Here is a 19,757-nt window from a genome sequence, read left to right as displayed (position 1 = left end):
TTCTAAGAGTCCGTTTTGAGAGTCTTCACGGCATGACCAAGATCCTGGTAGTCGACGACGAGCCGGAAGTACGGGCGGCCGTCGAGGACGCGCTGACCGTGGAGGGGCACGAGGTGCGCGGCGCCGCCGACGGCCTCGCCGCGCTCTCCGAGGTGGCGTCCTGGCAGCCCGACGCGATCGTGCTCGACGTGATGATGCCGGTCCTCGACGGGCTGGCGGTCTGCCGCCGGCTCCGGGCGGTCGGCGACCGTACGCCGGTGCTCGTCCTGACCGCGCTGGACCAGGTCAGCGACCGCGTGGACGGGCTGGACGCGGGCGCCGACGACTATCTGGTGAAGCCCTTCGCGCTGGACGAGCTGGGTGCCCGGGTACGGGCGCTGCTGCGCAGAGCGGCACCGCTGCCGCCGGACGAGGAGCTGTCCTTCGCGGACCTGTCGCTGCACGCGGCCACCCGCACCGGCCTCCGGGCGGGCCGCCCGCTCGAATTCAGCCGCACCGAGTTCGCACTGCTGGAACTGCTCGTCCGCCACCCGGGCCAGGTGCTCCCGCGCGAGACGATCCTGGAGCTCGTCTGGGGCCAGGACTTCGGCCCGGACTCCAACTCCCTCGCGGTGTACGTGGGTTACCTGCGACGGAAGCTGGAGGCGGGCGGCGAGCCGCGACTGGTGCACACCGTGCACGGCATCGGCTACCGCCTGGACACGGCATGAGCCGCCTCCGCCCGACCGGGGTACGCCGGCGGCGGCAGCGACCGCTGCGCACCCGGCTGGCCCTGGCGGCCTCCGCCGCGGTGGCGCTGGTCACCCTCGGCGTGTGCACGGCGGCCTTCTTCGTGATCCGGTACGAGATGTTCCACCAGCTCGACCTGAACCTGACCCAGTCGGCGACCAGGCTGATCCAGGAGCACCGGGGCGAGGGACCGGACGTCCTGGCGGGTGAGTGCCGCTTCCTGTCCGCCCCCGCCTGCGCGCAGATCGTTCCCGCCGCACCCGCCGACGACCCGGCCGCACCGTATCTCCTGCCGGTGTCCGCCCCGGTCCGGGAGGTCGCGGCGGGTGAACGCGCCCCGTACTTCAGCAACATCACGCTCTTCGGCAGACCCGTCCGGATGCTGACCACGCCCCTGGGCCAGGGGCGGGCCGTCCAGGTCGCGCTGCGCTCGGACACGGTGCAGAGGGGGGTCCGCCAGGCCGCCGGGCTGCTGGCCGCGGTCGGGCTCACCGGCGTGCTGGTGGCGGCGGGCCTCGGCTACTGGGTGGCGCGCACCGTGCTGGCGCCGGTCACCCGGCTGACCGCCACCGCCGAACGCATCGCCGCCACCCGGGACCCCCGCCACCGCATCGAACTGCCGGGGCCGACCGGCCGGCAGGACGAGGTGACCCGGCTCGCCGCCAGCTTCAACACGATGCTCGGCGAGCTGGAACAGTCGGTCACCGCCCAGCGCCGGCTCGTCGCTGACGCCTCGCACGAACTCCGTACACCGCTCACCGCGCTGCGCACCAACGCGGAACTCCTGGCCCGCTCCGAACGGCTCACCGACGCACAGCGCGACCGGGCTTCGGGGGCGCTGGGCCGCCAACTGCGCGAGGTGACCGGCCTGGTGAACGACCTCATCGAACTGGCCCGGGACGAGGAGCCCCGGCCGCTCCTCGAAGAGGTACGGCCGGCGGACCTGGCCGAGCACGCGGTTGCGACCGCCCGCGCCCACTGGCCGGCCGTGCCCTTCCTGCTCGACACCGACCCCGCCGCGAGGCCCGTGACCCGGCCCGGCGTACCGGCCCGCCTCACCCGGCTGCTGACCAACCTGCTCGACAACGCCGCCAAGTTCAGCCCGGCCGGCAGCCCGGTCGAGGTGGGCCTGGCCGTCCGCGCGGGCGCCCTGGAAATCACGGTCCGCGACCACGGACCGGGTATCGCCCCGCAGGACATCCCGTACGTCTTCGACCGCTTCTACCGCGCGGAGGCGGCACGCGCCCTGCCCGGCTCGGGACTCGGCCTGGCGATGGCCCGCCAGATCGCCCGGGCGCACGGGGCCGAGCTCACCGCGGAAGCGGCTACGGGCGGCGGGGCGCTGTTCCGGCTGGTGTTGCCGGCCGAGGGCGCGGGCCCCCCGGCCGGGTAGCGGGGTCCCTGGGCCGGGTATCGGGGCCCTGGCCGGCAGCGGGCCCCTGGAGCTCCTCACCCCGGGACGTCCCGCGCCACGATCTCCCGGGCCAGCGCGGCGAGATCGGCGAGCGCCGGATGGCCCGGTGCGTCACGGCGGGCGAGCAGCACCGGCACGGTCGGCGCGTCGGTGAGCGGCCGGTAGGCGACGCCGGCGTGCGGGTGCATGGCGGCGGTCGAGGCGGTGGAGACGCCGGCCCCCCGGCCCGCCGCGATGGCGGTCAGCCAGTCGTCGGTGTTGGCGACGGTGAGGGTGGCGGCGGGGCGCGCGTCCGGCGGCCACAGGTCGGGGGTGGTGGTGCCGGAGACGGTGTTCAGGACGACGGTGCCGGTCGCCAGGTCGGCGAGCCGGAGCGCGGGGCGGGCGGCGAGCGGGCCGTCGGCCGCCACGGCGGCGACCCGTTCCTCGTCGAACAGCACCTCGGTGAGGAGGCCGGGCGCCTCGACCGGGCCGCGCAGCAGTGCGGCATCGACCTCGCCCCGGGTCAGCCCGGCGGTGCGGTCGTCGATCCGCAGGAGTTCGAGCGGGGTCTGCGGGTACCGCTCCTGCCAGCTGCGGAGCAACGGTGTGGTGTACCGGCCGAACGCGGACCAGGCGTGCCCGAGCCGCAGCGGCCACCTCCGCAACCCGCCGGGGTCGACGGCCTCGTCGAACGCGGCCACGGCGGCGGCGGCCTTGTCGCGGAAGACGACGCCCTCGGGGGTGAGGGCCAGGTGGTGGGTGGAGCGGTCGACGAGCCGGATGCCGAGGTGGCGCTCCAGGGCGGCGAGGGTCCGTGAGACGGCGGGCTGGGTGAGCCGGAGCCGGGCGGCGGCCCGGGTGACGCTGGACTCGTCGGCCACCGCGAGGAACGCGCGCAGATGACGGAGCTCGACCCCGCGTCCGGCGCTCCGGCCCGTGCCCTGCCCAGTACTCATGCGCCGGAAGCATAACGGGAGCCCAGTCGGCATTTCACGCGCCACGCGCAGGTGCCTACGGTAAGGGGATGGGCTGCACGGGGTGAGTGCAGTATCTTAAATTGAGCAGTGCATCATATTGCACTTGCCGATGTAGGTCGACGTAGTCGACGCAGCTGATGTATTCGTGAACTAGGGAAGTCGGGCCACAGGTGAACGACCAGGGCACCGCCGCAGAACCGGCCGCCGCAGTCGCACTGCCGGAGGCGGTCACCGCCCTCGGCGAACCGGGCGGCCCGGCCCCCGCCGCAGGGCGCGGAGCCGCGCTCGCCCCGGTCGCCCTGGTGGTCGCGGGCGGCCTCTCCGTGCAGTTCGGCGCGGCGGTCGCGGTCCTGCTCATGCCGAAGGCCGGCGCCCTCGGAGTCGTCACCCTGCGACTGGCCGCCGCCGCGCTCGTCCTGCTCGTCGTGTGCCGCCCCAGGCTGCGCGGCCACTCGCGCGCCGACTGGGGCACGGTGCTCGCCTTCGGCGTCGCGATGGGCGGCATGAACACGCTCTTCTACCAGGCCGCCGACCGCATCCCGCTCGGCGCGGCCGTCACCCTGGAGGTGCTCGGGCCGCTCGCCCTCTCGGTGTTCGCCTCGCGCCGCCTGGTCAACGTCGTCTGGGCGGCCCTCGCGCTGGGCGGGGTCATCCTGCTGAGCGGCGGGGGCTTCGACCGGCTCGATCCGGTGGGCGCCGCGTACGCACTCGGCGCGGGAGCCATGTGGGCGGCCTACATCATCTTCAGCGCCCGCACCGGCCGCCGCTTCCCGCAGGCCGACGGGCTGGCCATGGCCATGGTGGTGGCCGCCCTGCTCTCGCTCCCGCTCGGCATCGTGGAGTCCGGCTCGAAGCTCCTGGTGCCCAGCACGCTCGGCCTGGGCGCGGCGGTCGCGCTGCTGAGCTCGGTGCTCCCGTACACCCTCGAACTCATGGCGCTGCGCAAGCTGCCCGCGCCCACCTTCGCGATCCTGATGAGCCTGGAACCCGCCATCGCGGCCACGGCCGGCTTCCTCATCCTCGACCAGGCACTCTCCACCACGGACGCTCTGGCCATCGCCCTGGTCATCGGCGCGAGCATGGGCGCAGTACGCAGCCAGGTGGGGGGCCGGCGGAAGCCGGGCGGCGGGAAACGGAAGCCGGGCGGCGGGCGGTCTCCCGCCCGGGAGTCCTGAGCGCTCGCTCCGCCCGGGCGTGACCGGGCCCGGTCACCTCTCGCGGCGTGCCGTGATGTCCGCCGCGTTGGCACGGATCCACTGCAGCAGCGGTTCCAGCGCCGCCGCCGCGCCCCGGCCCAGGCCGGTGACCGAATACGTGACGGACGGCGGCCGGCCCGTGCCGACGCGGCGGTGCACCAGCCCGTCCTGCTGGAGTGAGCGGAGCGTGGCCGCGAGGCTCTTGTCGCTGATGCCCGCGACCACCGTGCGGAGCTCGTGATAGCGGAGCGGCTCGGCCAGCAGCGCCGTGAGGATCAGGATCGCCCACCGGCCGGCGAGGTGTCCCAGCACCTCACGCGCCGGGCAGTCCTTGTGGAACACGTCACCCATCACGCCTCCCCCGGGGCCCTGGACTGCGCGCTCACCGTCGGGTGAGCACCGCACCACATGGTGAGCGCCTTCCGCCCCATCCGCGCTCTCCTTAGGTTAGCGACCTGCTCACGCCCTGAGGAGGAAGCATGAAACCGACCACACTCGTCACCGGCGCCGCCCGTGGCCTGGGGGCGGCCATCGCCCGGCAACTCGCAACGCGCGGCCACCACGTGATCGTCAACTACCGCACCGGTGAAGCCGAAGCTGCCGAGCTCGTGCGTGCCATCGAGTCCACCGGCGGCAGCGCGTCGAGCGCCGGGGCCGACGTCACCGACCCGGCCGCCGTCGACGAACTGGTGACCGGGATCCTCGCCACCCACGGGCGGATCGACACGGTAGTCGCGGCCGCCAACACCGCCCCGCCGCCCTTTGCCGCGCTGGCCGACCTGTCGTGGGCGGACTTCGCGGCCAAGGTCACCGACGAGCTCGCCGGTGCCTTCCACGTCACCAAGCGCGTCCTCGGGCCGATGAGGGCGCAGGGCGCGGGCCGGATCATCTACCTCGGCAGTACCGCGGCGGACTACGCCGGCGAAGGCCGGCTCGCGCACGGCACCGCGAAATCCGCGCTGGCCACCTTCGCCCGCCACGTCGCCGCGGAGAGCGCACGCGACGGCGTCAGTGTGCTCGTCGTCGCCCCCGGGGCAGTCAGGACGCCCGCCACCGCCGAAGTCCTGACCGGCGAGCGCGCCGCCCTCCTCGCCCGCGAGTCCGTGCTGGGCCGGATGCTGGAGCCGGACGACGTCGCCGCCGCGGTGGCACTGGCCGCCGACCCCGTACTCGCCGTGGCCACCGGTACGACGCTGCGGGTCGACGGCGGCTGGTCCGTCCTCGTCGGCGGCCCGGCCGGCAGACCTGCCTGAGCGCGGGCCCGGGGCCCGGTCGCGGCCTTCCGGGTCAGGCCTGCGGGGACCAGGCCGCCACCAGGTCGAGCAGGCCGGGGAACCGTGCGTTGAGGTCGTCGACACGGACATGGCTGCGGCGTTCGAGACCGTACTGGCGCTGGCGTGTGAGGCCCGCCTCGCGCAGCGCCTTGAAGTGGTGGGTGAGGGACGACTTGGGGCGGTCGAAGCCGAACCAGCCGCAGGTGTGGTCGAAGCCCTCGGACTCCAGGAGGAGTTTGCGGACGACGGTCAGCCGCAGAGGGTCGCTGAGAGCGCCGAGAACCGTTTCGAGGCGCAGATCGCCGACTGCCGGTTCGGGGAGCGGTTCGGGCAGGCCGGACGGCTCGGGAAGCGCCTTGACGACGGGTGCGGGGGTCGTGGGCGCGGGCATGGGCAACTCCTCGTGACGCCATTTCTATGTACGAGTTCTATCGTACTGCATGTTAAGTTCGATTCGACTCGTACTGCCGGGGTTCCGGCGGGGGAAGATCGGGAGGAACAGTCATGTCCGAGACCCGGACCGCATCCGTCCAGGCCGTCGACGGGAGGTGCGGGAACGGCGTCGCGCCGGCCGGCGGGCGGGCTCCCGCACCGCTGTGGTGGGTGTGGCTGGCCGCCTGGCCGGTCACCGCCGTCTTCGTGCTCTCGAACGCGGCGACCCCGCTGTACGTGCTGTGGCAGCGAGACATCGGATTCTCCAAGGGCACCCTGACCGTGGTGTTCGCCTTCTACATCGTCGGCCTCGTCGGCTCGCTCCTGGTCTGCGGTGTGGTCTCCGACCGGGTCGGCCGCAAGCCTGTTCTGCTGCCCGCCCTGGGGCTTGCCATGGCGGCCTGCCTGATCTTCGCGACCGCCACGAGTGTGCCGGCGCTGATCGTGGCGCGGCTCTTCAGCGGGATCGCGGTCGGCGCGGTCGTCTCCGCCGGCATGGCCGCGGTGACCGATGTCGCCGGACCCGGGCGCAAGCGGATCGCCGCCCTGCTCGCCTCCTGCGCGATGGTCTTCGGTGCGGGGCTCGGCCCGCTGCTGGCCGGCGTGCTCTCCGAGACGGCACCGGCGCCGACCGTCACGGTCTTCGTCGTGGAGGCCTTCCTGCTGGCCACCGCGCTGCTCGCGGTGCTGCGCATGCCGTTGCGCGGTCCCGAGGTGCGGACCAGGGGCGCCTGGGTACGGGTGCCCGGTGTGCCGCGCGGCAACGGTCGTCAACTCGTTCTGGGTACAGCGGTGTTCGCGCCCGGCATCACCGCCACGTCCTTCGTGCTCTCGCTCGGCCCCTCGCTGCTGTCCGGACTGCTCGGCACCACCAGCCGGATCGTGGTCGGCGCCATGGCGTTCGCGATGTTCCTCGCGGCCACCGGGGTGCAGTTCGCCGTGCAGCGACTGCGCCGCCGCACGGTTCTCACGGCGGGCGCGGTCAGCACCGCGCTGAGCATGACCACGCTGATCGTCGCCGTGCACACCTCGTCGGTGCCGGCCTTGATCATCTCTGCGCTGCTGGCCGGTTCGGGCCAGGGTATGGGGCAGCTCGGCGGCCTGTCACTGCTCAACTCCAGTGTCCCGCCGCAGCGTCTGGCCGAGGCCAACGCCGCCCTCAACGTGGGTGGTTACATTCCGGCCGGCGTCCTGCCCGTCTCCGCCGGATACCTCAGTGACGCGGCGGGACTGACCAGCGGTGCCACGATCTTCGGCGCCGCCCTGCTGGGCCTCGCGGTCATCGGAGGCCTGGTGGTCGTCGCCACCCGTAGCCAGGTGACGGATCCCGTCTGACCGGCCGCGAGGGATGTCGCGGGCCCGGGTCCGGGGCTCGGGGCCCGGTCACGGCCTCCGGGTCAGGTCCATGGTCCAGTTGGTCCGCCACGTGGCGCCGTCGTCGTAGGAGAACGCCTGCTCCCAGCGCGGAGCGTTCACGTCGCGCGTGGTCCACCGGAAGCGCACCTTGACCCGATGCCCACCGAGCACGTCGTCGCAGAAGAACTGGCCGACGCCGTCGGTGAACGCGCCCTCCACATAAGGGTCCAGATGTCCGGGGCGGCCACTGGAGGCCCACCAGATGCGCCACACCCGGGCTCCGGGATCGAACTGGCGCAGCGTGAATCCCTCGAAGGTGTCCGTCCAGATCCGGTCGGTGTGTCCGAGGCCGCCGAGGACGGGTTCCGCGGCGGACGTCGCGTCGAACTCGATCCACTCCTCGCAGGCGGGATCTGTCACGTCCGCGAGCTTGCGGTTGTGCACGTGCCAGTGGCCGAAGACGAAATCGAAGTCGGAACGGCCGTCAGCGGGGACCTCGGAACTCACCACTGCAACTCCTCGTAATTGGCGCGGGCGGAGCGATGTGCCCCAGGCGAAGGCGTACCCGCAAGTCCGGCAATCGACGGCGCCGGTCACAGCTTGGCCAAGAGCTCGCCATTCACAGTGTGGCCGGGGTGCGGTCGGGCTCATGTGAGGACGACGCCAGGCCCTGACGTGGGCCTGATCTCGAATCAGGAGGAAACTTGCCGGAACGTGACGATCTCATCGCGCTCGTGACCGATCAGCGCACCAATTTTCTCTACACCGTCGCGAATCTCGACGATGTGCGGGCCCGTACCCGTACGACCGACAGCGAACTGACGCTCGGCGGACTGGTGAAGCACCTGGCCCAGGTGCAGCGGACCTGGCTGGCCGTGGTCGACGGCACGGCCCCGGCCAAGGTCGAGTGGGCCGACCTCGACCCCGACGGCAACCGGATGTCCGAGGCGGACACCCTGCCCGCGCTGCTCGACGCATTCCACGCCGCAGCCGCGGAGTTCGACCGTACGGTGCGCGAGGAGGCCGATCTCGACCGGCAGGTCACCCTGCCGGCGTACCCCTGGTCGCCCCCGGAGCCGGTCACCTGGACCGTGCGCCACGTCCTGTGGCACGTCTTCCGGGAGATCGCCCACCACAGCGGCCACGCCGACATCATCCGCGAGGCTCTGGACGGCGCCAGCACCACGGCGAAGATGGCCGAGGCGGCGTCCCTGGAGCAGTAGAAGGGGCAGCCCGACCCCTCTCACGGCGCGTACCCCGTGCGGCTCGCACGGGGTACGGAGCTCCCGGACAGTGCGTCGCGTGATCGTCTTCGGGGGTTAACCCCCGCGTGCTCACTGGCTTCAACGCCACCGCCGACAGGCATGTCAGGCGGATTCTTCGGCCTGCCGCATTTCCGAATGATTGGACCTGCAAGCAGCCCGCACCTCAAGTCCCCGAAGGATCAGCCATGCCGCGCCTTTCCCCGAAGCACCGGTCCACGTACCGCGCTCTGTCGGCCCTCGCCCTGCTGACCCTGACCGCCGGGGCCGTCACGGCCTGTGGGGACAGCGACCCCGCCCCCAAGTCCGCCGCCTCGCACCCGGCCGCCGCCCCGCGGCCCGCCGCTTCGCACCCGGCGGCCTCTCCGGCTGCCGCGGCGGGCGCGTCGAAGCTGCGCATGATCACCATTGACGGTCACCGCGTGGCCTTCCACGTCACACAGGGCAACGGCCGCACGATCGTCCTGGACTCGGGCGGCGGCGAGGACTCCTCGTACTGGAACGACCTCGTCCCCAAGCTCCACGCGGACACCGGCGCCACCGTCATCACGTACGACCGGCCCGGTCTCGGCCAGAGCGACGTGGTGCCCGGACCGTGGAAGGTGCAGAGCGCGGTCAGTGACCTCAAGTCGGGGCTCCGGCAGCTGGGTGTCACCGGGAACGTGACCCTGGTGTCCCACTCCCAGGCCGGGGAGATCGCGAACTACTTCGCGAAGGAGAACCCGAAGATGCTCTCCGGCGCCGTCCTGGTCGACGCCAATCTGCCCCAGCTCTTCACCGACGAGGAGATCGCCCGTCTCGCGGCGGCGAGCGCGCCCCAGGTCGCCGCCGCGAAGAAGGACCCCGACGACCCGAGGAACCGCCAGCTCCTGTCCACCGCGGCGAGCTACGTCCCGATGCACCGCGCCTTCCACAAGGTCGTCTGGCCGGACGCGGTGCCGACCACCTACATCGTCTCGGAGAAGACCCCGCTCGAAGCGTCCCCCGTGGACGCCCAGCGCTGGCGCGACGCCGCCACCCTCTTCGTCAAGAGCGGGCCTGGCCGGACGCTCGTCACCGCCAAGGGCAGCTCCCACGACGTCCCGAAGGACCGTCCCGACCTCGTGCTCAAGGAGATCGAGGGCATGGTCGCCACACCGGCGAGCTGAACAATGGCTTCTCAGGCCAGGCCCGCTCCGATCGCGCGGCGGACTGCGTCGGCGCGGTCCTTGATGTCGGCCTTGGCGAAGAGGTTGTTGATGTGCGTCTTCACCGTGGCCTCGCTGATGAAGAGCTGCTCCGCGATGGCCCGGTTCGGCAGGCCCCGGCCGATGAGCGTGAGGACCTCGCGCTCGCGGGGCGTGATGTCGCCGGGCAGCGGCTGTCCGGGTGCCGGGGGCCTCGTGCGGACCGTGGCGAGGAGGCGGTCCTGGACCTCGCGGTCGAGCACGGACTGTCCCGCCGCGGCGGCCCGGATCGCACGGGTGATGTCGCGGCGCCCGGCGTTCTTGGTGAGGTAGCCGCGCGCCCCCGCGCTCAGCGCGGCCAGGATGGAGTCGTCGTCGGCGAAGGTGGTCAGGACGACGACGGCCACGTCCGGGTGCTCCTCCGTGAGCCGCCGGGTCGCCTCGGTGCCGTCCATGACGGGCATCCGCAGGTCCATGAGGACCACGTCCACCGGCCCCGCGGCGACCGCGGCCAGCACCTCGGTCCCGTCCGCGGCGGTCGCGACGACGTCGAGGTCGTCGGCCAGACCGAGGACCGCGGCCAGCGGCTCGCGTACGGCGGCCTGGTCGTCGGCGACGACGACCCGCAACCGCTGGGTGCTCCGAGCGGATTCGCTCATGCCGGTTTCGCTCATGCCGGGATCACTGCTTCCACCTGCCAGCCGCCTTCGTCCGGTCCTTCGGTGACCGGGCCCGCGGTGATCGTCCCGCCCAGCAGGGCGACCCTCTCCCGCATGCCGATCAGCCCCATTCCGCTGCCGACGCCCGCGCGCACCGCCCGGGTCGCCGCACTGTTGCGGATCTTCAGTGTCGTCGATGCGGCGTCGAACGTCAGCCCCACCCGGACTTCGCTGCCCGGTGCGTGCCGCGCGGCGTTGGTCAGCGACTCCTGCGCGATCCGCAGCAGGTTCTGGGTCACCCGGGACGGCACCTCGCGGACGGTCCCGCTGACGGTGAGGGCGCCGCGGTGGCCGGAGGAGTCGATCAGCGCGGTCAGGCTCCCGACCAGGGGCAGGGCGTCCTCGCGCAGTGCGTGCACGGTCCACTGGGCCTGTTCCAGGCTCTTCTTGACCAGGCTGTGCGCCTTCTGGTTCGCCGCACGGACCTTCTCCAGGTCGCCGGTCTCGATCAGCGCGTCCGCCAGTTCCAGCTGCATGTTGATGCCGGCCAGTGAGTGGGCGAGGACGTCGTGCACGTCACGGGCGATCCGGCCGCGCTCGGTCAGGACGGCCGCCTTCGCCTCGGCACGGGCGGCCCGCTCGGCGGACTCGGCGGCGTCGATCACCGCCCGGATGGCGCGCTGGCGGCCTCGGTTCACGATGCCCATCACGACCGGGGTACCGGTGCTCAGGCCGAGGGCCCAGGGCAGCTCGTGGTGGCCGGGGCCGAGGTGGAAGTACAGGACGCCGGCGCACAGCGCGCTGGAGAGCGCCGCGAGGGTGACGGCCTGCCTCACCGGCAGCCGGAATCCGGCATGGCCCACGAGGAAGTACGCGAAGAGATAGCTCGAACCGCTGCGGCTGACGCCGATCAGGGCGGCCGCCGCGACGATGCCGAGGCTCAGCCAGACCAGGGCCGCGCGGGGCGGCACCTTTGCCTCGGGCAGGTGGCGTGCCGCCAGCGCGAGGGAGTTGACCACGAGGAGCGCGGCGACCGCGAGGCCCCGGCCGCCGAGACCGAGCGGGCGGACCGTCGCGAAGGCGGACCCGATGATGAACAGCGTCAGGACCCACTGGACACGGGGGTCCTGACCGGGAACGGGGCGGGGTCCGGGCTCCCGGCGCGAGGACGCCCCCGTCCCGGGGGCGTCCTGCGCTGCGGGCACGTGTCGCTCTTCGGGGGCGCTCTGTGCTTCGGGCACGGCGTGACCATAACTCACGGTCAGGCCGTACGGTCGAGAGCCGGCGCGGGCCGCGTCGCCGCAGCGCGGTCCTCGGGCCGCGCGACCAGCCGGCTCCGGATGTAGATCGTCGCGAGCCGGGTGACGACCTCGGTGAGCGCCATCAGGACGAAGGCGGCGACCCAGGCCTGATCCGTGGTGATGTGGTGGGCGATGCTGAACCGCGCCACGTCGTCGGCGCCGCCGCCGTGCGAGACCCAGATCTGGAAGCCCATGCGGGCGCCCATGCCGAGCACCCACAGGATCGCGGAGGCCACGCCGGCCTTGATCAGCAGGTGTTCACCGGCGGCCCGGATGCGGGTGTAGATGCCGCCCGCGATGCCGAGGGCCGCGCCGATGGCCACCAGCACGCCGATCAGCACCAGGTCGTTGCCCCCGGTGGGCACGCTGTGGAGGTACGAGTGCGCCACGTAGGCGACGATCCCCAGCGGGATCAGGAAGGTCTTCAGGTCCAGCCGGCCTTCCCGCAGCTGCCGGAAGACGACCAGTACGAGGGCGATGTCGGTGATCCAGTCGGTGGTTGTCATGCCCTCAAGACTGCTGTCGCCGGGCCTCTCGCACCTGGACCCATGGGTGGAACGACAGGTGGAGATCGGTGGCCGGGACGGGGAGACGACCAGGCGATCACCGGGTGCCGGGCCCCCGTTCCGAGGCCTCTGGCAAAAATAATGCAAGCATGCTTGATTGTTTTGGGTCCCGCTGGCAGGCTCCGGGGCACACCGCCACGCCCCGAGGGAGTGCACCGTGTCCGATGCCTCAGACGTGCTCGACGATCTGCGCAGCGAGAGCGAGGAACTCGACCTGCTGGTAGCCGGGTTGAGCGCCCCGCAGTGGGCAGGGGCAACCCCCGCCGCAGGGTGGAGCGTCGCCCACCAGGTGGCCCATCTGAGCTGGACCGACGAGGTGGCGCTGCTCTCCGCCACCGACCCCGCGAGCTTCGGCGACGAGGTCGCGAGGGCGATGCGGGACCCCGAGGGCTTCGTCGACGACGCGGCCGGTGAGGTCGTGGCGGCGTACGCCCCCGATGTCCTGCTCACCCACTGGCGCACCGGGCGCGAACGGCTCCAGGAGGCCCTTCGGGCGGCCCCCGCCGGGACGCGGTTCCCCTGGTACGGGCCGCCCATGAGTGTCGCCTCGATGGCGACCGGGCGGCTGATGGAGACCTGGGCGCACGGCCAGGACGTGGCCGACGCGGTCGGTGTCACCCGCACGCCCACCGCCCGGCTGCGGCACGTCGCGCGGATCGGGGTGCGGGCGCGGGACTACGCCTTCCTCGTGCGCGGGATCAAGGCGCCGGGTGAGGAGTTCCGGGTGGAACTGGATGGACCGGGGGGCGAGTTGATCACGTACGGGCCCGAGGGCGCGGCCCAGCGGGTCACCGGCCCGCTGCATGACTTCTGCCTGCTCGTCACCCAGCGCGCCCACCGCGACGACCTCGCCGTACGCGCCGAGGGCCCCGACGCCGAGGTGTGGCTGGGCATCGCGCAGGCCTTCGCCGGGCCCGCCGGTCCCGGGCGCGACCCGAAGGCGGCCCGGTGACCGAGCCGCCGGTGACCGCGCCGCTGCGGATCGGCAACGCCTCCGGGTTCTACGGCGACCGCTTCGACGCCGTGCGCGAGATGCTCACCGGCGGCCCCCTCGACGTCCTCACCGGGGACTACCTGGCCGAGCTGACCATGCTCATCCTCGGCCGCAGCCGCCTCAAGGACCCCTCGCGCGGCTACGCCACCACCTTCCTGCGGCAACTGGAGGAGGGGCTCGGGCTGGCCGGGGAGCGCGGGGTGCGCATCGTCACCAACGCGGGCGGCCTCAACCCCGCCGGACTGGCCGATGCGATAAGGGAGTTGGCGGTAAAGGTGGGCGTGCCCGTGCGCGTCGCGCACGTCGAGGGTGACAGCCTGCCCGTGCCCGAGGGGTATCTCACCGCCAACGCCTACCTCGGCGGAGCGGGCATCGCCGCCTGTCTGCGGGCCGGTGCCGATGTCGTCGTCACCGGGCGGGTCACCGACGCCGCCCTCGTCACCGGCCCCGCGACCGCCCACTTCGGCTGGGGGCCCGAGGACCACGACGCGCTCGCCGGAGCCGTCGTCGCCGGGCACGTACTGGAGTGCGGCACCCAGGCCACCGGCGGGAACTACCCCTTCTTCCAGGGTCACGACCTGCGGCGCCCCGGTTTCCCCGTCGCCGAGATACACGCCGACGGCACCTCCGTCATCACCAAGCACGACGGCACCGGCGGCGTCGTCGACCTCGGCACGGTCACCGCCCAGCTGCTGTACGAGACCGGCGGCGCCCGGTACGCGGGACCCGACGTCACCGCCCGGCTCGACACCGTACGGCTGACCGCCGAAGGACCCGACCGGGTCAGGATTTCCGGGGTGCGGGGCGAGGCCCCGCCGCCCACCCTCAAGGCCGGGCTCACCCGGCTCGGCGGCTGGCGGGGCGAGGTCGTCTTCGTCCTCACCGGCCTCGATATCGAGGCCAAGGCCCAGCTCGTCAGGGACCAGATCGCCGACGCGTTCGCACGCGCCGGGCGGCAGCCGGACGAGGTGCGGTGGGAGCTGGCCCGTACCGACCGGGCCGACGCCGGCACCGAGGAGACCGCGAGCGCCCTGCTCCGGCTCGTCGTCCGCGACCAGGACCCCGATGCCGTCGGACGGGCCCTCTCCGGCGCCGCGATCGAGCTCGCCCTCGGCAGCTACCCGGGCTTCCACGTCACGGCGCCGCCCGGAAAGGGTGCGCCCTACGGGGTGTTCGAGGCCCGGTACGTACCGGCCAAGGACGTCACGCACCTCGCCGTGCTGCCGGACGGGCGGCGCGAGGCGCAGGAGCCGGCCGCCCGGACCCGGGAGCTCGAGGAGCTCGAACAGCCGCCGCTGCCCGCGCCGTTGGCGGCCGGGCAGCCCACCCGTACCGCCCCGCTCGGGCTCGTCGCGGGGGCCCGCAGCGGCGACAAGGGCGGGGACGCGAACGTCGGGGTGTGGGTGCGGAGCGAGGCGGCGTGGCGCTGGCTGGCCCACGAGCTCACCGTCGAGCGCTTCCGGGACCTCCTTCCGGAGACCGCGCCGCTCACCGTCGTACGCCATGTCCTGCCCCACCTGCGCGCCCTGAACTTCACCGTCCACGGGCTGCTCGGCGAGGGCGTCGCCGCCCAGCACCGCTTCGACCCGCAGGCCAAGGCCCTGGGGGAGTGGCTCCGCTCACGCCACCTGGAGATACCCGTGGCCCTGCTCCCGCCGGAGGTGCACGCATGACCGTCCTGCCCACCGGGCTCGACACCGCGAGCCCCGAATACGCCGCGAACCGCGCGGCCATGCTCGACAAGCTCGCCGACCTCGACGCCGCGCACGCCAAGGCGCTCGAGGGCGGCGGCGAGAAGTACGTCGAGCGGCACCGCTCGCGCGGCAAGCTGCTGGCCCGCGAGCGCATCGAGCTCCTCGTCGACCAGGACACCCCGTTCCTGGAGCTGTCACCGCTGGCCGCCTGGGGCAGCGAGGCCGCCGGGTACACGGTCGGAGCCTCGCTCGTCACCGGGATCGGGGTCGTCGAGGGCGTGGAGTGCCTGATCACCGCCAACGACCCGACCGTACGCGGCGGGGCCTCCAACCCCTGGACGCTGAAGAAGGCCCTGCGCGCCAACGAGATCGCCTTCGCCAACCGGCTGCCCGTCATCAGCCTGGTGGAGTCCGGCGGGGCCGATCTCCCCTCGCAGAAGGAGATCTTCATCCCGGGCGGGGCGCTCTTCCGCGATCTCACCCGGCTCTCCGCCGCCGGCATCCCGACCGTGGCCGTCGTCTTCGGCAACTCCACGGCCGGCGGGGCGTACGTGCCCGGCATGTCCGACCACACCGTCATGATCAAGGAGCGGTCCAAGGTCTTCCTCGGCGGCCCGCCCCTGGTGAAGATGGCCACCGGCGAGGAGAGCGACGACGAATCGCTCGGCGGCGCCGAGATGCACGCCCGCACCTCCGGCCTCGCCGACCACTTCGCCGCCGACGAGCAGGACGCGCTGCGGCAGGCCCGGCGGATCGTCGCCCGTCTCAACTGGCGCAAGGCGCACGCCGATCCGGGGCCCGCCGAGCCGCCGAAGTACGACGAGGACGAGCTGATCGGCATCGTCCCCGGCGACCTGAAGGTGCCCTTCGACCCGCGCGAGGTCATCGCCCGGCTGGTCGACGGCTCGGACTTCGACGCGTTCAAACCGCTCTACGGGACCAGCCTCGTCACCGGGTGGGCCCGGCTGCACGGCTACCCCGTCGGCATCCTCGCCAACGCGCAGGGCGTGCTGTTCAGCGAGGAGTCGCAGAAGGCCGCCCAGTTCATCCAGCTCGCCAACCAGCGCGACATCCCGCTCCTCTTCCTGCACAACACCACCGGCTACATGGTCGGCAAGGAGTACGAGCAGGGCGGCATCATCAAGCACGGCGCGATGATGATCAACGCGGTGTCCAACTCGAAGGTCCCGCACCTGTCCGTCCTGATGGGCGCCTCCTACGGCGCCGGGCACTACGGCATGTGCGGCAGGGCCTACGACCCGCGCTTCCTGTTCGCCTGGCCGAGCAGCAAGTCCGCCGTCATGGGCCCGCAGCAGCTGGCCGGGGTGCTGTCGATCGTCGCCCGCGCGTCGGCCGCCGCGAAGGGACGCCCGTACGACGACGAGGCGGACGCCGGACTGCGCGCCATGGTCGAGCAGCAGATCGAGTCCGAGTCCCTGCCGATGTTCCTGTCCGGGCGGCTGTACGACGACGGGGTCATCGACCCGCGCGACACCAGGACCGTCCTCGGGATGTGCCTGTCCGCGATCCACACCGCACCGGTCGAGGGCGCCCGCGGCGGCTTCGGCATCTTCCGGATGTGAGGGCCCACACCATGATCACCACCCTGCTCGTCGCCAACCGGGGCGAGATTGCCTGCCGGATCTTCCGTACCTGCCGGGCCCTCGGCATCGCCACCGTCGCCGTGTACTCCGACGCGGACGCCGACGCCCTGCACGTACGGGAGGCCGACACCGCCGTACGGCTGCCGGGGGCCGCCCCCTGCGACACGTATCTGCGCGGCGACCTCGTCGTGGCCGCCGCCCTCGCGGCGGGCGCGGACGCCGTCCACCCCGGGTACGGCTTCCTCTCCGAGAACGCCGGCTTCGCCGCCGCCGTCCAGGACGCCGGGCTGCTCTGGGTGGGCCCGCCGGTCAAGGCCATCGAGCTGATGGCGTCCAAGACCCGGGCCAAGGAGCTGATGGCCGCCGCAGGGGTGCCGCTCCTCGCCCCCGTCGACCCGGCCGCGGCCCGCGCCGAGGACCTGCCGCTGCTGCTCAAGGCGGCCTCCGGCGGCGGCGGCCGGGGCATGCGGATCGTACGTGAACTGGTCGACCTGCCAGGCGAGTTGACGGCCGCTGCCGCCGAGGCGCTGTCCGCGTTCGGGGACGGGGAGGTCTTCGCCGAGCCGTACGTGGAGCGCGGCCGGCACGTCGAGGTCCAGATCATGGCCGACGCGCACGACGGCGTCTGGGCGCTCGGCACCCGCGACTGCTCCCTCCAGCGCCGCCACCAGAAGGTCATCGAGGAGGCCCCCGCACCCGGTCTGGACGACGGGCTGCGCGAACGGCTGCACGCCGCCGCCGTGGCCGCCGCACGGGCCGTCGGCTACCGGGGTGCGGGCACCGTCGAATTCCTGGTCACCGAGGACGGGCGGCCCTGCTTCCTGGAGATGAACACCCGGCTCCAGGTCGAACACCCCGTCACCGAGGCCGTGTTCGGCCTCGACCTGGTCGCCCTCCAGCTGCGCACCGCCGAGGGCGAACCGCTGCCCGCCGCCGAGCCCCCGCAGCCCGCCGGGCACGCCGTCGAGGCCCGGCTCTACGCCGAGGACCCGGCCCGCGACTGGCAGCCACAGACCGGAGCACTGCTCTCGTTCGAGGTGCCGGACGAGAGCGGTGTGCGCCTGGACACCGGGTACGCCGGCGGCGACACCATCGGCGTGCACTACGACCCGATGATCGCCAAGGTCATCGCCCACGCCCCCACCCGCGCCGAAGCCGTGCGCCTGCTGGCCCGCGCCCTGGAGCGCGCCCGCGTGCACGGCCCGGTCACCAACCGCGACCTCCTCGTGCGCTCCCTGCGCCACCCGGACTTCGCGGCGGCCCGCCTCGACACCGGCTTCTACGAACGCCACCTGGCGGCCCTGACCCCCGCACCCGACGAGGCGGCGGTGCGACTGGCCGCGACCGCCGCCGCCGTCGCCGAGGCCTCCCGCGACACCGCGCCGGGCACCGGCGGCGGGGCCGCGGCCGGCCCCGCCCGCTTCGGCGCCTGGCGCAACCTCCCCTCGCAGCCCCAGCTCCGGCGCTACCGCGGCGAACCGGACGGCGCCGAGTACGAGATCGCCTACCGCCCCACCCGCGACGGCCTGGACGTCGGTACGGACGGCATCCGCGTCGTCTCCGCCGGGCGGGCCCGCGTCAGCCTCGAATCCGGGGGCGTCACCCGGCACTTCGAGGTCCGGGGCCACGGCGACCGGCGGTACGTGGACACCGCCACCGGCCTGTACGCCTTCACCGCCCTGCCCCGCTTCACCGACCCCGCCGAGCGGACCGAGCCCGGCTCCCTGCTCGCCCCGATGCCCGGCACCGTCGTCCGCCTGGCCGAGGGGCTGGCCGCCGGAGCCGCCGTCGAGGCCGGGCAGCCGCTGATCTGGCTGGAGGCGATGAAGATGGAGCACCGCATCCTCGCCCCCGCCACCGGCACCCTCACCGCCCTGCACGCCACCACCGGCCTCCAGGTGGAGGTCGGCGCGCTGCTCGCCGTCGTCACCGAGCAGCCGGACCACGCAGTCGTCACGGAAGCCGCATCCACACCTGCTGAGGAGACCGCATGAGCACCGTCCTCGAAACCGAAGAGCACCAGGCCCTGCGCGCAGCCGTCGCCGCCCTGGGCAAGCGGTACGGGCGCGACTACATGACCTCCGTCGTCCGCGACGGCGCCCACCCCCGCGAGCTGTGGGCGGAGGCCGCCAAGCTCGGCTACCTCGGCGTGAACCTTCCCGAGGAGCACGGCGGCGGAGGCAGCGGAATGGCCGAACTCTCCATCGTTCTGGAAGAGTTGGGGGCCGCCGGATCGCCGCTCCTGATGATGGTCGTCTCGCCCGCCATCTGCGGCACCGTCATCGCCCGCTTCGGCACCGAGGCGCAGAAGCGCCAGTGGCTGCCCGGCCTCGCGGACGGCAGCCTCACCATGGCCTTCGGCATCACCGAGCCGGACGCCGGGTCCAACTCGCACCGGATCACCACCACCGCCCGCCGCGACGGCGAGGAGTGGGTGCTCACCGGCCGCAAGGTCTTCGTCTCCGGCGTCGACATAGCCGACGCCACACTCATCGTCGGCCGCACCGAGGACGCCAGGTCCGGCAAGCTCAAGCCCTGCCTCTTCATCGTCCCGCGCGAGGCCCCCGGCTTCCAGCGCTCGCAGATCGACATGGAACTCCAGGCGCCGGAGAAGCAGTTCGAGCTCGTGCTCGACGACGTGCGGCTGCCCGCCGAGGCGCTGGTCGGGGACGAGGACGCGGGCCTCCTCCAGCTCTTCGCCGGGCTCAACCCCGAACGCATCATGACCGCCGCCTTCGGCATCGGCATGGGCCGCTACGCGCTCGGCCGCGCCGTCGAGTACGCGAAGACCCGGCAGGTGTGGAAGGAGCCCATCGGCGCCCACCAGGCCATCGCGCACCCCCTCGCCCAGGCCCACATCGAACTCGAACTGGCCCGCCTGATGATGCAGAAGGCCGCCCGGCTCTACGACGACGGCGACGACATCGGCGCGGGCGAGGCCGCCAACATGGCCAAGTACGCGGCGGGCGAGGCCTGCGTGAAGGCGGTCGACCAGGCCGTGCACACCCTCGGCGGCAACGGACTCACCCGCGAGTACGGCCTCGGCTCCCTGATCACCGCGTCCCGGGTGGCCCGGATCGCACCGGTCAGCCGGGAAATGATCCTGAACTACGTATCCCATCAGTCCCTGGGTCTCCCCAAGTCGTACTGA

The 19,757-nt window shown here is 73.0% G+C and carries 19 protein-coding genes; 12 read left to right on the top strand and 7 right to left on the bottom strand.

What is annotated here, in order from left to right; all coding sequences use genetic code 11:
• The first annotated feature begins 32 nt into the window (after positions 1-32).
• The gene (locus ACGFU6_RS32135; RefSeq protein ID WP_393616085.1) at positions 33-710 is read left to right on the top strand and encodes a response regulator transcription factor; all 678 of its coding nucleotides are present in this window, start codon (positions 33-35) and stop codon (positions 708-710) included.
• Complete coding sequence (locus tag ACGFU6_RS32130) at positions 707-2,122, top strand: sensor histidine kinase (protein WP_393616083.1); 1,416 nt, start codon at positions 707-709, stop codon at positions 2,120-2,122. Before ACGFU6_RS32135 ends, ACGFU6_RS32130 begins: the two co-directional genes overlap by 4 nt.
• A gap of 56 nt (positions 2,123-2,178) precedes the next feature.
• Here the strand turns inward: ACGFU6_RS32130 and ACGFU6_RS32125 are convergent, their stop codons facing one another.
• Positions 2,179-3,081, bottom strand: coding sequence for a LysR family transcriptional regulator (locus ACGFU6_RS32125; protein ID WP_393616082.1), 903 nt, complete (start codon positions 3,079-3,081; stop codon positions 2,179-2,181).
• Between the two features lie 191 nt (positions 3,082-3,272).
• On the opposite strand from ACGFU6_RS32125, the gene ACGFU6_RS32120 reads away from it, so the two are divergent.
• Positions 3,273-4,277 (top strand): DMT family transporter, encoded by a 1,005-nt coding sequence (locus ACGFU6_RS32120; protein ID WP_393616081.1) that lies wholly within the window; start codon positions 3,273-3,275, stop codon positions 4,275-4,277.
• A 33-nt stretch (positions 4,278-4,310) separates the two neighbouring features.
• Here ACGFU6_RS32120 and ACGFU6_RS32115 read toward each other — a convergent pair whose 3' ends face one another.
• Positions 4,311-4,649, bottom strand: a complete 339-nt coding sequence (locus tag ACGFU6_RS32115; protein ID WP_393616079.1) for a winged helix-turn-helix transcriptional regulator — start codon at positions 4,647-4,649, stop codon at positions 4,311-4,313.
• 128 nt (positions 4,650-4,777) lie between these two features.
• Here ACGFU6_RS32115 and ACGFU6_RS32110 point away from each other — a divergent pair, with 128 nt between their 5' ends.
• Complete coding sequence (locus ACGFU6_RS32110; RefSeq protein ID WP_393616078.1) at positions 4,778-5,551, top strand: SDR family oxidoreductase; 774 nt, start codon at positions 4,778-4,780, stop codon at positions 5,549-5,551.
• Positions 5,552-5,585: 34 nt separating this feature from the next.
• Here ACGFU6_RS32110 and ACGFU6_RS32105 read toward each other — a convergent pair whose 3' ends face one another.
• Positions 5,586-5,963 carry an ArsR family transcriptional regulator gene (locus tag ACGFU6_RS32105; RefSeq protein ID WP_393616076.1) on the bottom strand — a complete coding sequence of 126 codons (378 nt, stop codon included), beginning with the start codon at positions 5,961-5,963 and terminating at the stop codon, positions 5,586-5,588.
• A gap of 113 nt (positions 5,964-6,076) precedes the next feature.
• On the opposite strand from ACGFU6_RS32105, the gene ACGFU6_RS32100 reads away from it, so the two are divergent.
• Positions 6,077-7,339 carry an MFS transporter gene (locus tag ACGFU6_RS32100; RefSeq protein WP_393616075.1) on the top strand — a complete coding sequence of 421 codons (1,263 nt, stop codon included), beginning with the start codon at positions 6,077-6,079 and terminating at the stop codon, positions 7,337-7,339.
• A gap of 48 nt (positions 7,340-7,387) precedes the next feature.
• Here ACGFU6_RS32100 and ACGFU6_RS32095 read toward each other — a convergent pair whose 3' ends face one another.
• Positions 7,388-7,867 carry a hypothetical protein gene (locus ACGFU6_RS32095; protein WP_393616073.1) on the bottom strand — a complete coding sequence of 160 codons (480 nt, stop codon included), beginning with the start codon at positions 7,865-7,867 and terminating at the stop codon, positions 7,388-7,390.
• A 197-nt stretch (positions 7,868-8,064) separates the two neighbouring features.
• Here ACGFU6_RS32095 and ACGFU6_RS32090 point away from each other — a divergent pair, with 197 nt between their 5' ends.
• Positions 8,065-8,583 carry a DinB family protein gene (locus tag ACGFU6_RS32090; RefSeq protein WP_393616071.1) on the top strand — a complete coding sequence of 173 codons (519 nt, stop codon included), beginning with the start codon at positions 8,065-8,067 and terminating at the stop codon, positions 8,581-8,583.
• A gap of 227 nt (positions 8,584-8,810) precedes the next feature.
• Complete coding sequence (locus ACGFU6_RS32085; RefSeq protein WP_393616069.1) at positions 8,811-9,770, top strand: alpha/beta fold hydrolase; 960 nt, start codon at positions 8,811-8,813, stop codon at positions 9,768-9,770.
• An 11-nt stretch (positions 9,771-9,781) separates the two neighbouring features.
• Here ACGFU6_RS32085 and ACGFU6_RS32080 read toward each other — a convergent pair whose 3' ends face one another.
• From ACGFU6_RS32080 to ACGFU6_RS32070, 3 genes are read right to left on the bottom strand one after another with little or no spacing between them, the layout of a single operon-like run.
• Positions 9,782-10,447 carry a response regulator gene (locus tag ACGFU6_RS32080; RefSeq protein ID WP_393616067.1) on the bottom strand — a complete coding sequence of 222 codons (666 nt, stop codon included), beginning with the start codon at positions 10,445-10,447 and terminating at the stop codon, positions 9,782-9,784.
• 11 nt (positions 10,448-10,458) lie between these two features.
• Positions 10,459-11,688, bottom strand: a complete 1,230-nt coding sequence (locus ACGFU6_RS32075) for a sensor histidine kinase (RefSeq protein WP_393616066.1) — start codon at positions 11,686-11,688, stop codon at positions 10,459-10,461.
• A gap of 20 nt (positions 11,689-11,708) precedes the next feature.
• Positions 11,709-12,254, bottom strand: coding sequence for a hypothetical protein (locus tag ACGFU6_RS32070; RefSeq protein WP_393616064.1), 546 nt, complete (start codon positions 12,252-12,254; stop codon positions 11,709-11,711).
• 217 nt (positions 12,255-12,471) lie between these two features.
• Between ACGFU6_RS32070 and ACGFU6_RS32065 the strand changes: the two genes are divergently transcribed.
• Genes ACGFU6_RS32065 through ACGFU6_RS32045 form a run of 5 tightly spaced genes read left to right on the top strand, consistent with a single transcriptional unit; the run spans position 12,472 to position 19,757 of the window.
• Positions 12,472-13,266 carry a TIGR03084 family metal-binding protein gene (locus ACGFU6_RS32065; RefSeq protein WP_393616062.1) on the top strand — a complete coding sequence of 265 codons (795 nt, stop codon included), beginning with the start codon at positions 12,472-12,474 and terminating at the stop codon, positions 13,264-13,266.
• Between the two features lie 11 nt (positions 13,267-13,277).
• Positions 13,278-14,981, top strand: coding sequence for an acyclic terpene utilization AtuA family protein (locus ACGFU6_RS32060; protein ID WP_393616141.1), 1,704 nt, complete (start codon positions 13,278-13,280; stop codon positions 14,979-14,981).
• Positions 14,978-16,585, top strand: a complete 1,608-nt coding sequence (locus ACGFU6_RS32055) for an acyl-CoA carboxylase subunit beta (protein WP_393616061.1) — start codon at positions 14,978-14,980, stop codon at positions 16,583-16,585. The genes ACGFU6_RS32060 and ACGFU6_RS32055 overlap by 4 nt, the downstream gene beginning before the upstream one ends.
• An 11-nt stretch (positions 16,586-16,596) precedes the next feature.
• Complete coding sequence (locus ACGFU6_RS32050; protein ID WP_393616059.1) at positions 16,597-18,600, top strand: acetyl/propionyl/methylcrotonyl-CoA carboxylase subunit alpha; 2,004 nt, start codon at positions 16,597-16,599, stop codon at positions 18,598-18,600.
• Positions 18,597-19,757 carry an acyl-CoA dehydrogenase family protein gene (locus tag ACGFU6_RS32045; protein ID WP_393616057.1) on the top strand — a complete coding sequence of 387 codons (1,161 nt, stop codon included), beginning with the start codon at positions 18,597-18,599 and terminating at the stop codon, positions 19,755-19,757. Before ACGFU6_RS32050 ends, ACGFU6_RS32045 begins: the two co-directional genes overlap by 4 nt.

Origin of the sequence: Streptomyces sp. NPDC048462 (assembly GCF_043200175.1) — a bacterium.
GTDB lineage: Bacteria > Actinomycetota > Actinomycetes > Streptomycetales > Streptomycetaceae > Streptomyces.
This window is presented reverse-complemented; position numbering and strand designations above follow the sequence as displayed.

Bases quoted from the DNA above. Each gene is read 5' to 3' on its own strand.
- ACGFU6_RS32135 (WP_393616085.1), top strand. From the start codon at position 33: ATGACCAAGATCCTGGTAGTCGACGACGAGCCGGAAGTACGGGCGGCC.
- ACGFU6_RS32130 (WP_393616083.1), top strand. From the start codon at position 707: ATGAGCCGCCTCCGCCCGACCGGGGTACGCCGGCGGCGGCAGCGACCG.
- ACGFU6_RS32125 (WP_393616082.1), bottom strand. From the start codon at position 3,081: ATGAGTACTGGGCAGGGCACGGGCCGGAGCGCCGGACGCGGGGTCGAG.
- ACGFU6_RS32115 (WP_393616079.1), bottom strand. From the start codon at position 4,649: ATGGGTGACGTGTTCCACAAGGACTGCCCGGCGCGTGAGGTGCTGGGA.
- ACGFU6_RS32110 (WP_393616078.1), top strand. From the start codon at position 4,778: ATGAAACCGACCACACTCGTCACCGGCGCCGCCCGTGGCCTGGGGGCG.
- ACGFU6_RS32105 (WP_393616076.1), bottom strand. From the start codon at position 5,963: ATGCCCGCGCCCACGACCCCCGCACCCGTCGTCAAGGCGCTTCCCGAG.
- ACGFU6_RS32100 (WP_393616075.1), top strand. From the start codon at position 6,077: ATGTCCGAGACCCGGACCGCATCCGTCCAGGCCGTCGACGGGAGGTGC.
- ACGFU6_RS32085 (WP_393616069.1), top strand. From the start codon at position 8,811: ATGCCGCGCCTTTCCCCGAAGCACCGGTCCACGTACCGCGCTCTGTCG.
- ACGFU6_RS32080 (WP_393616067.1), bottom strand. From the start codon at position 10,447: ATGAGCGAATCCGCTCGGAGCACCCAGCGGTTGCGGGTCGTCGTCGCC.
- ACGFU6_RS32070 (WP_393616064.1), bottom strand. From the start codon at position 12,254: ATGACAACCACCGACTGGATCACCGACATCGCCCTCGTACTGGTCGTC.
- ACGFU6_RS32055 (WP_393616061.1), top strand. From the start codon at position 14,978: ATGACCGTCCTGCCCACCGGGCTCGACACCGCGAGCCCCGAATACGCC.
- ACGFU6_RS32050 (WP_393616059.1), top strand. From the start codon at position 16,597: ATGATCACCACCCTGCTCGTCGCCAACCGGGGCGAGATTGCCTGCCGG.
- ACGFU6_RS32045 (WP_393616057.1), top strand. From the start codon at position 18,597: ATGAGCACCGTCCTCGAAACCGAAGAGCACCAGGCCCTGCGCGCAGCC.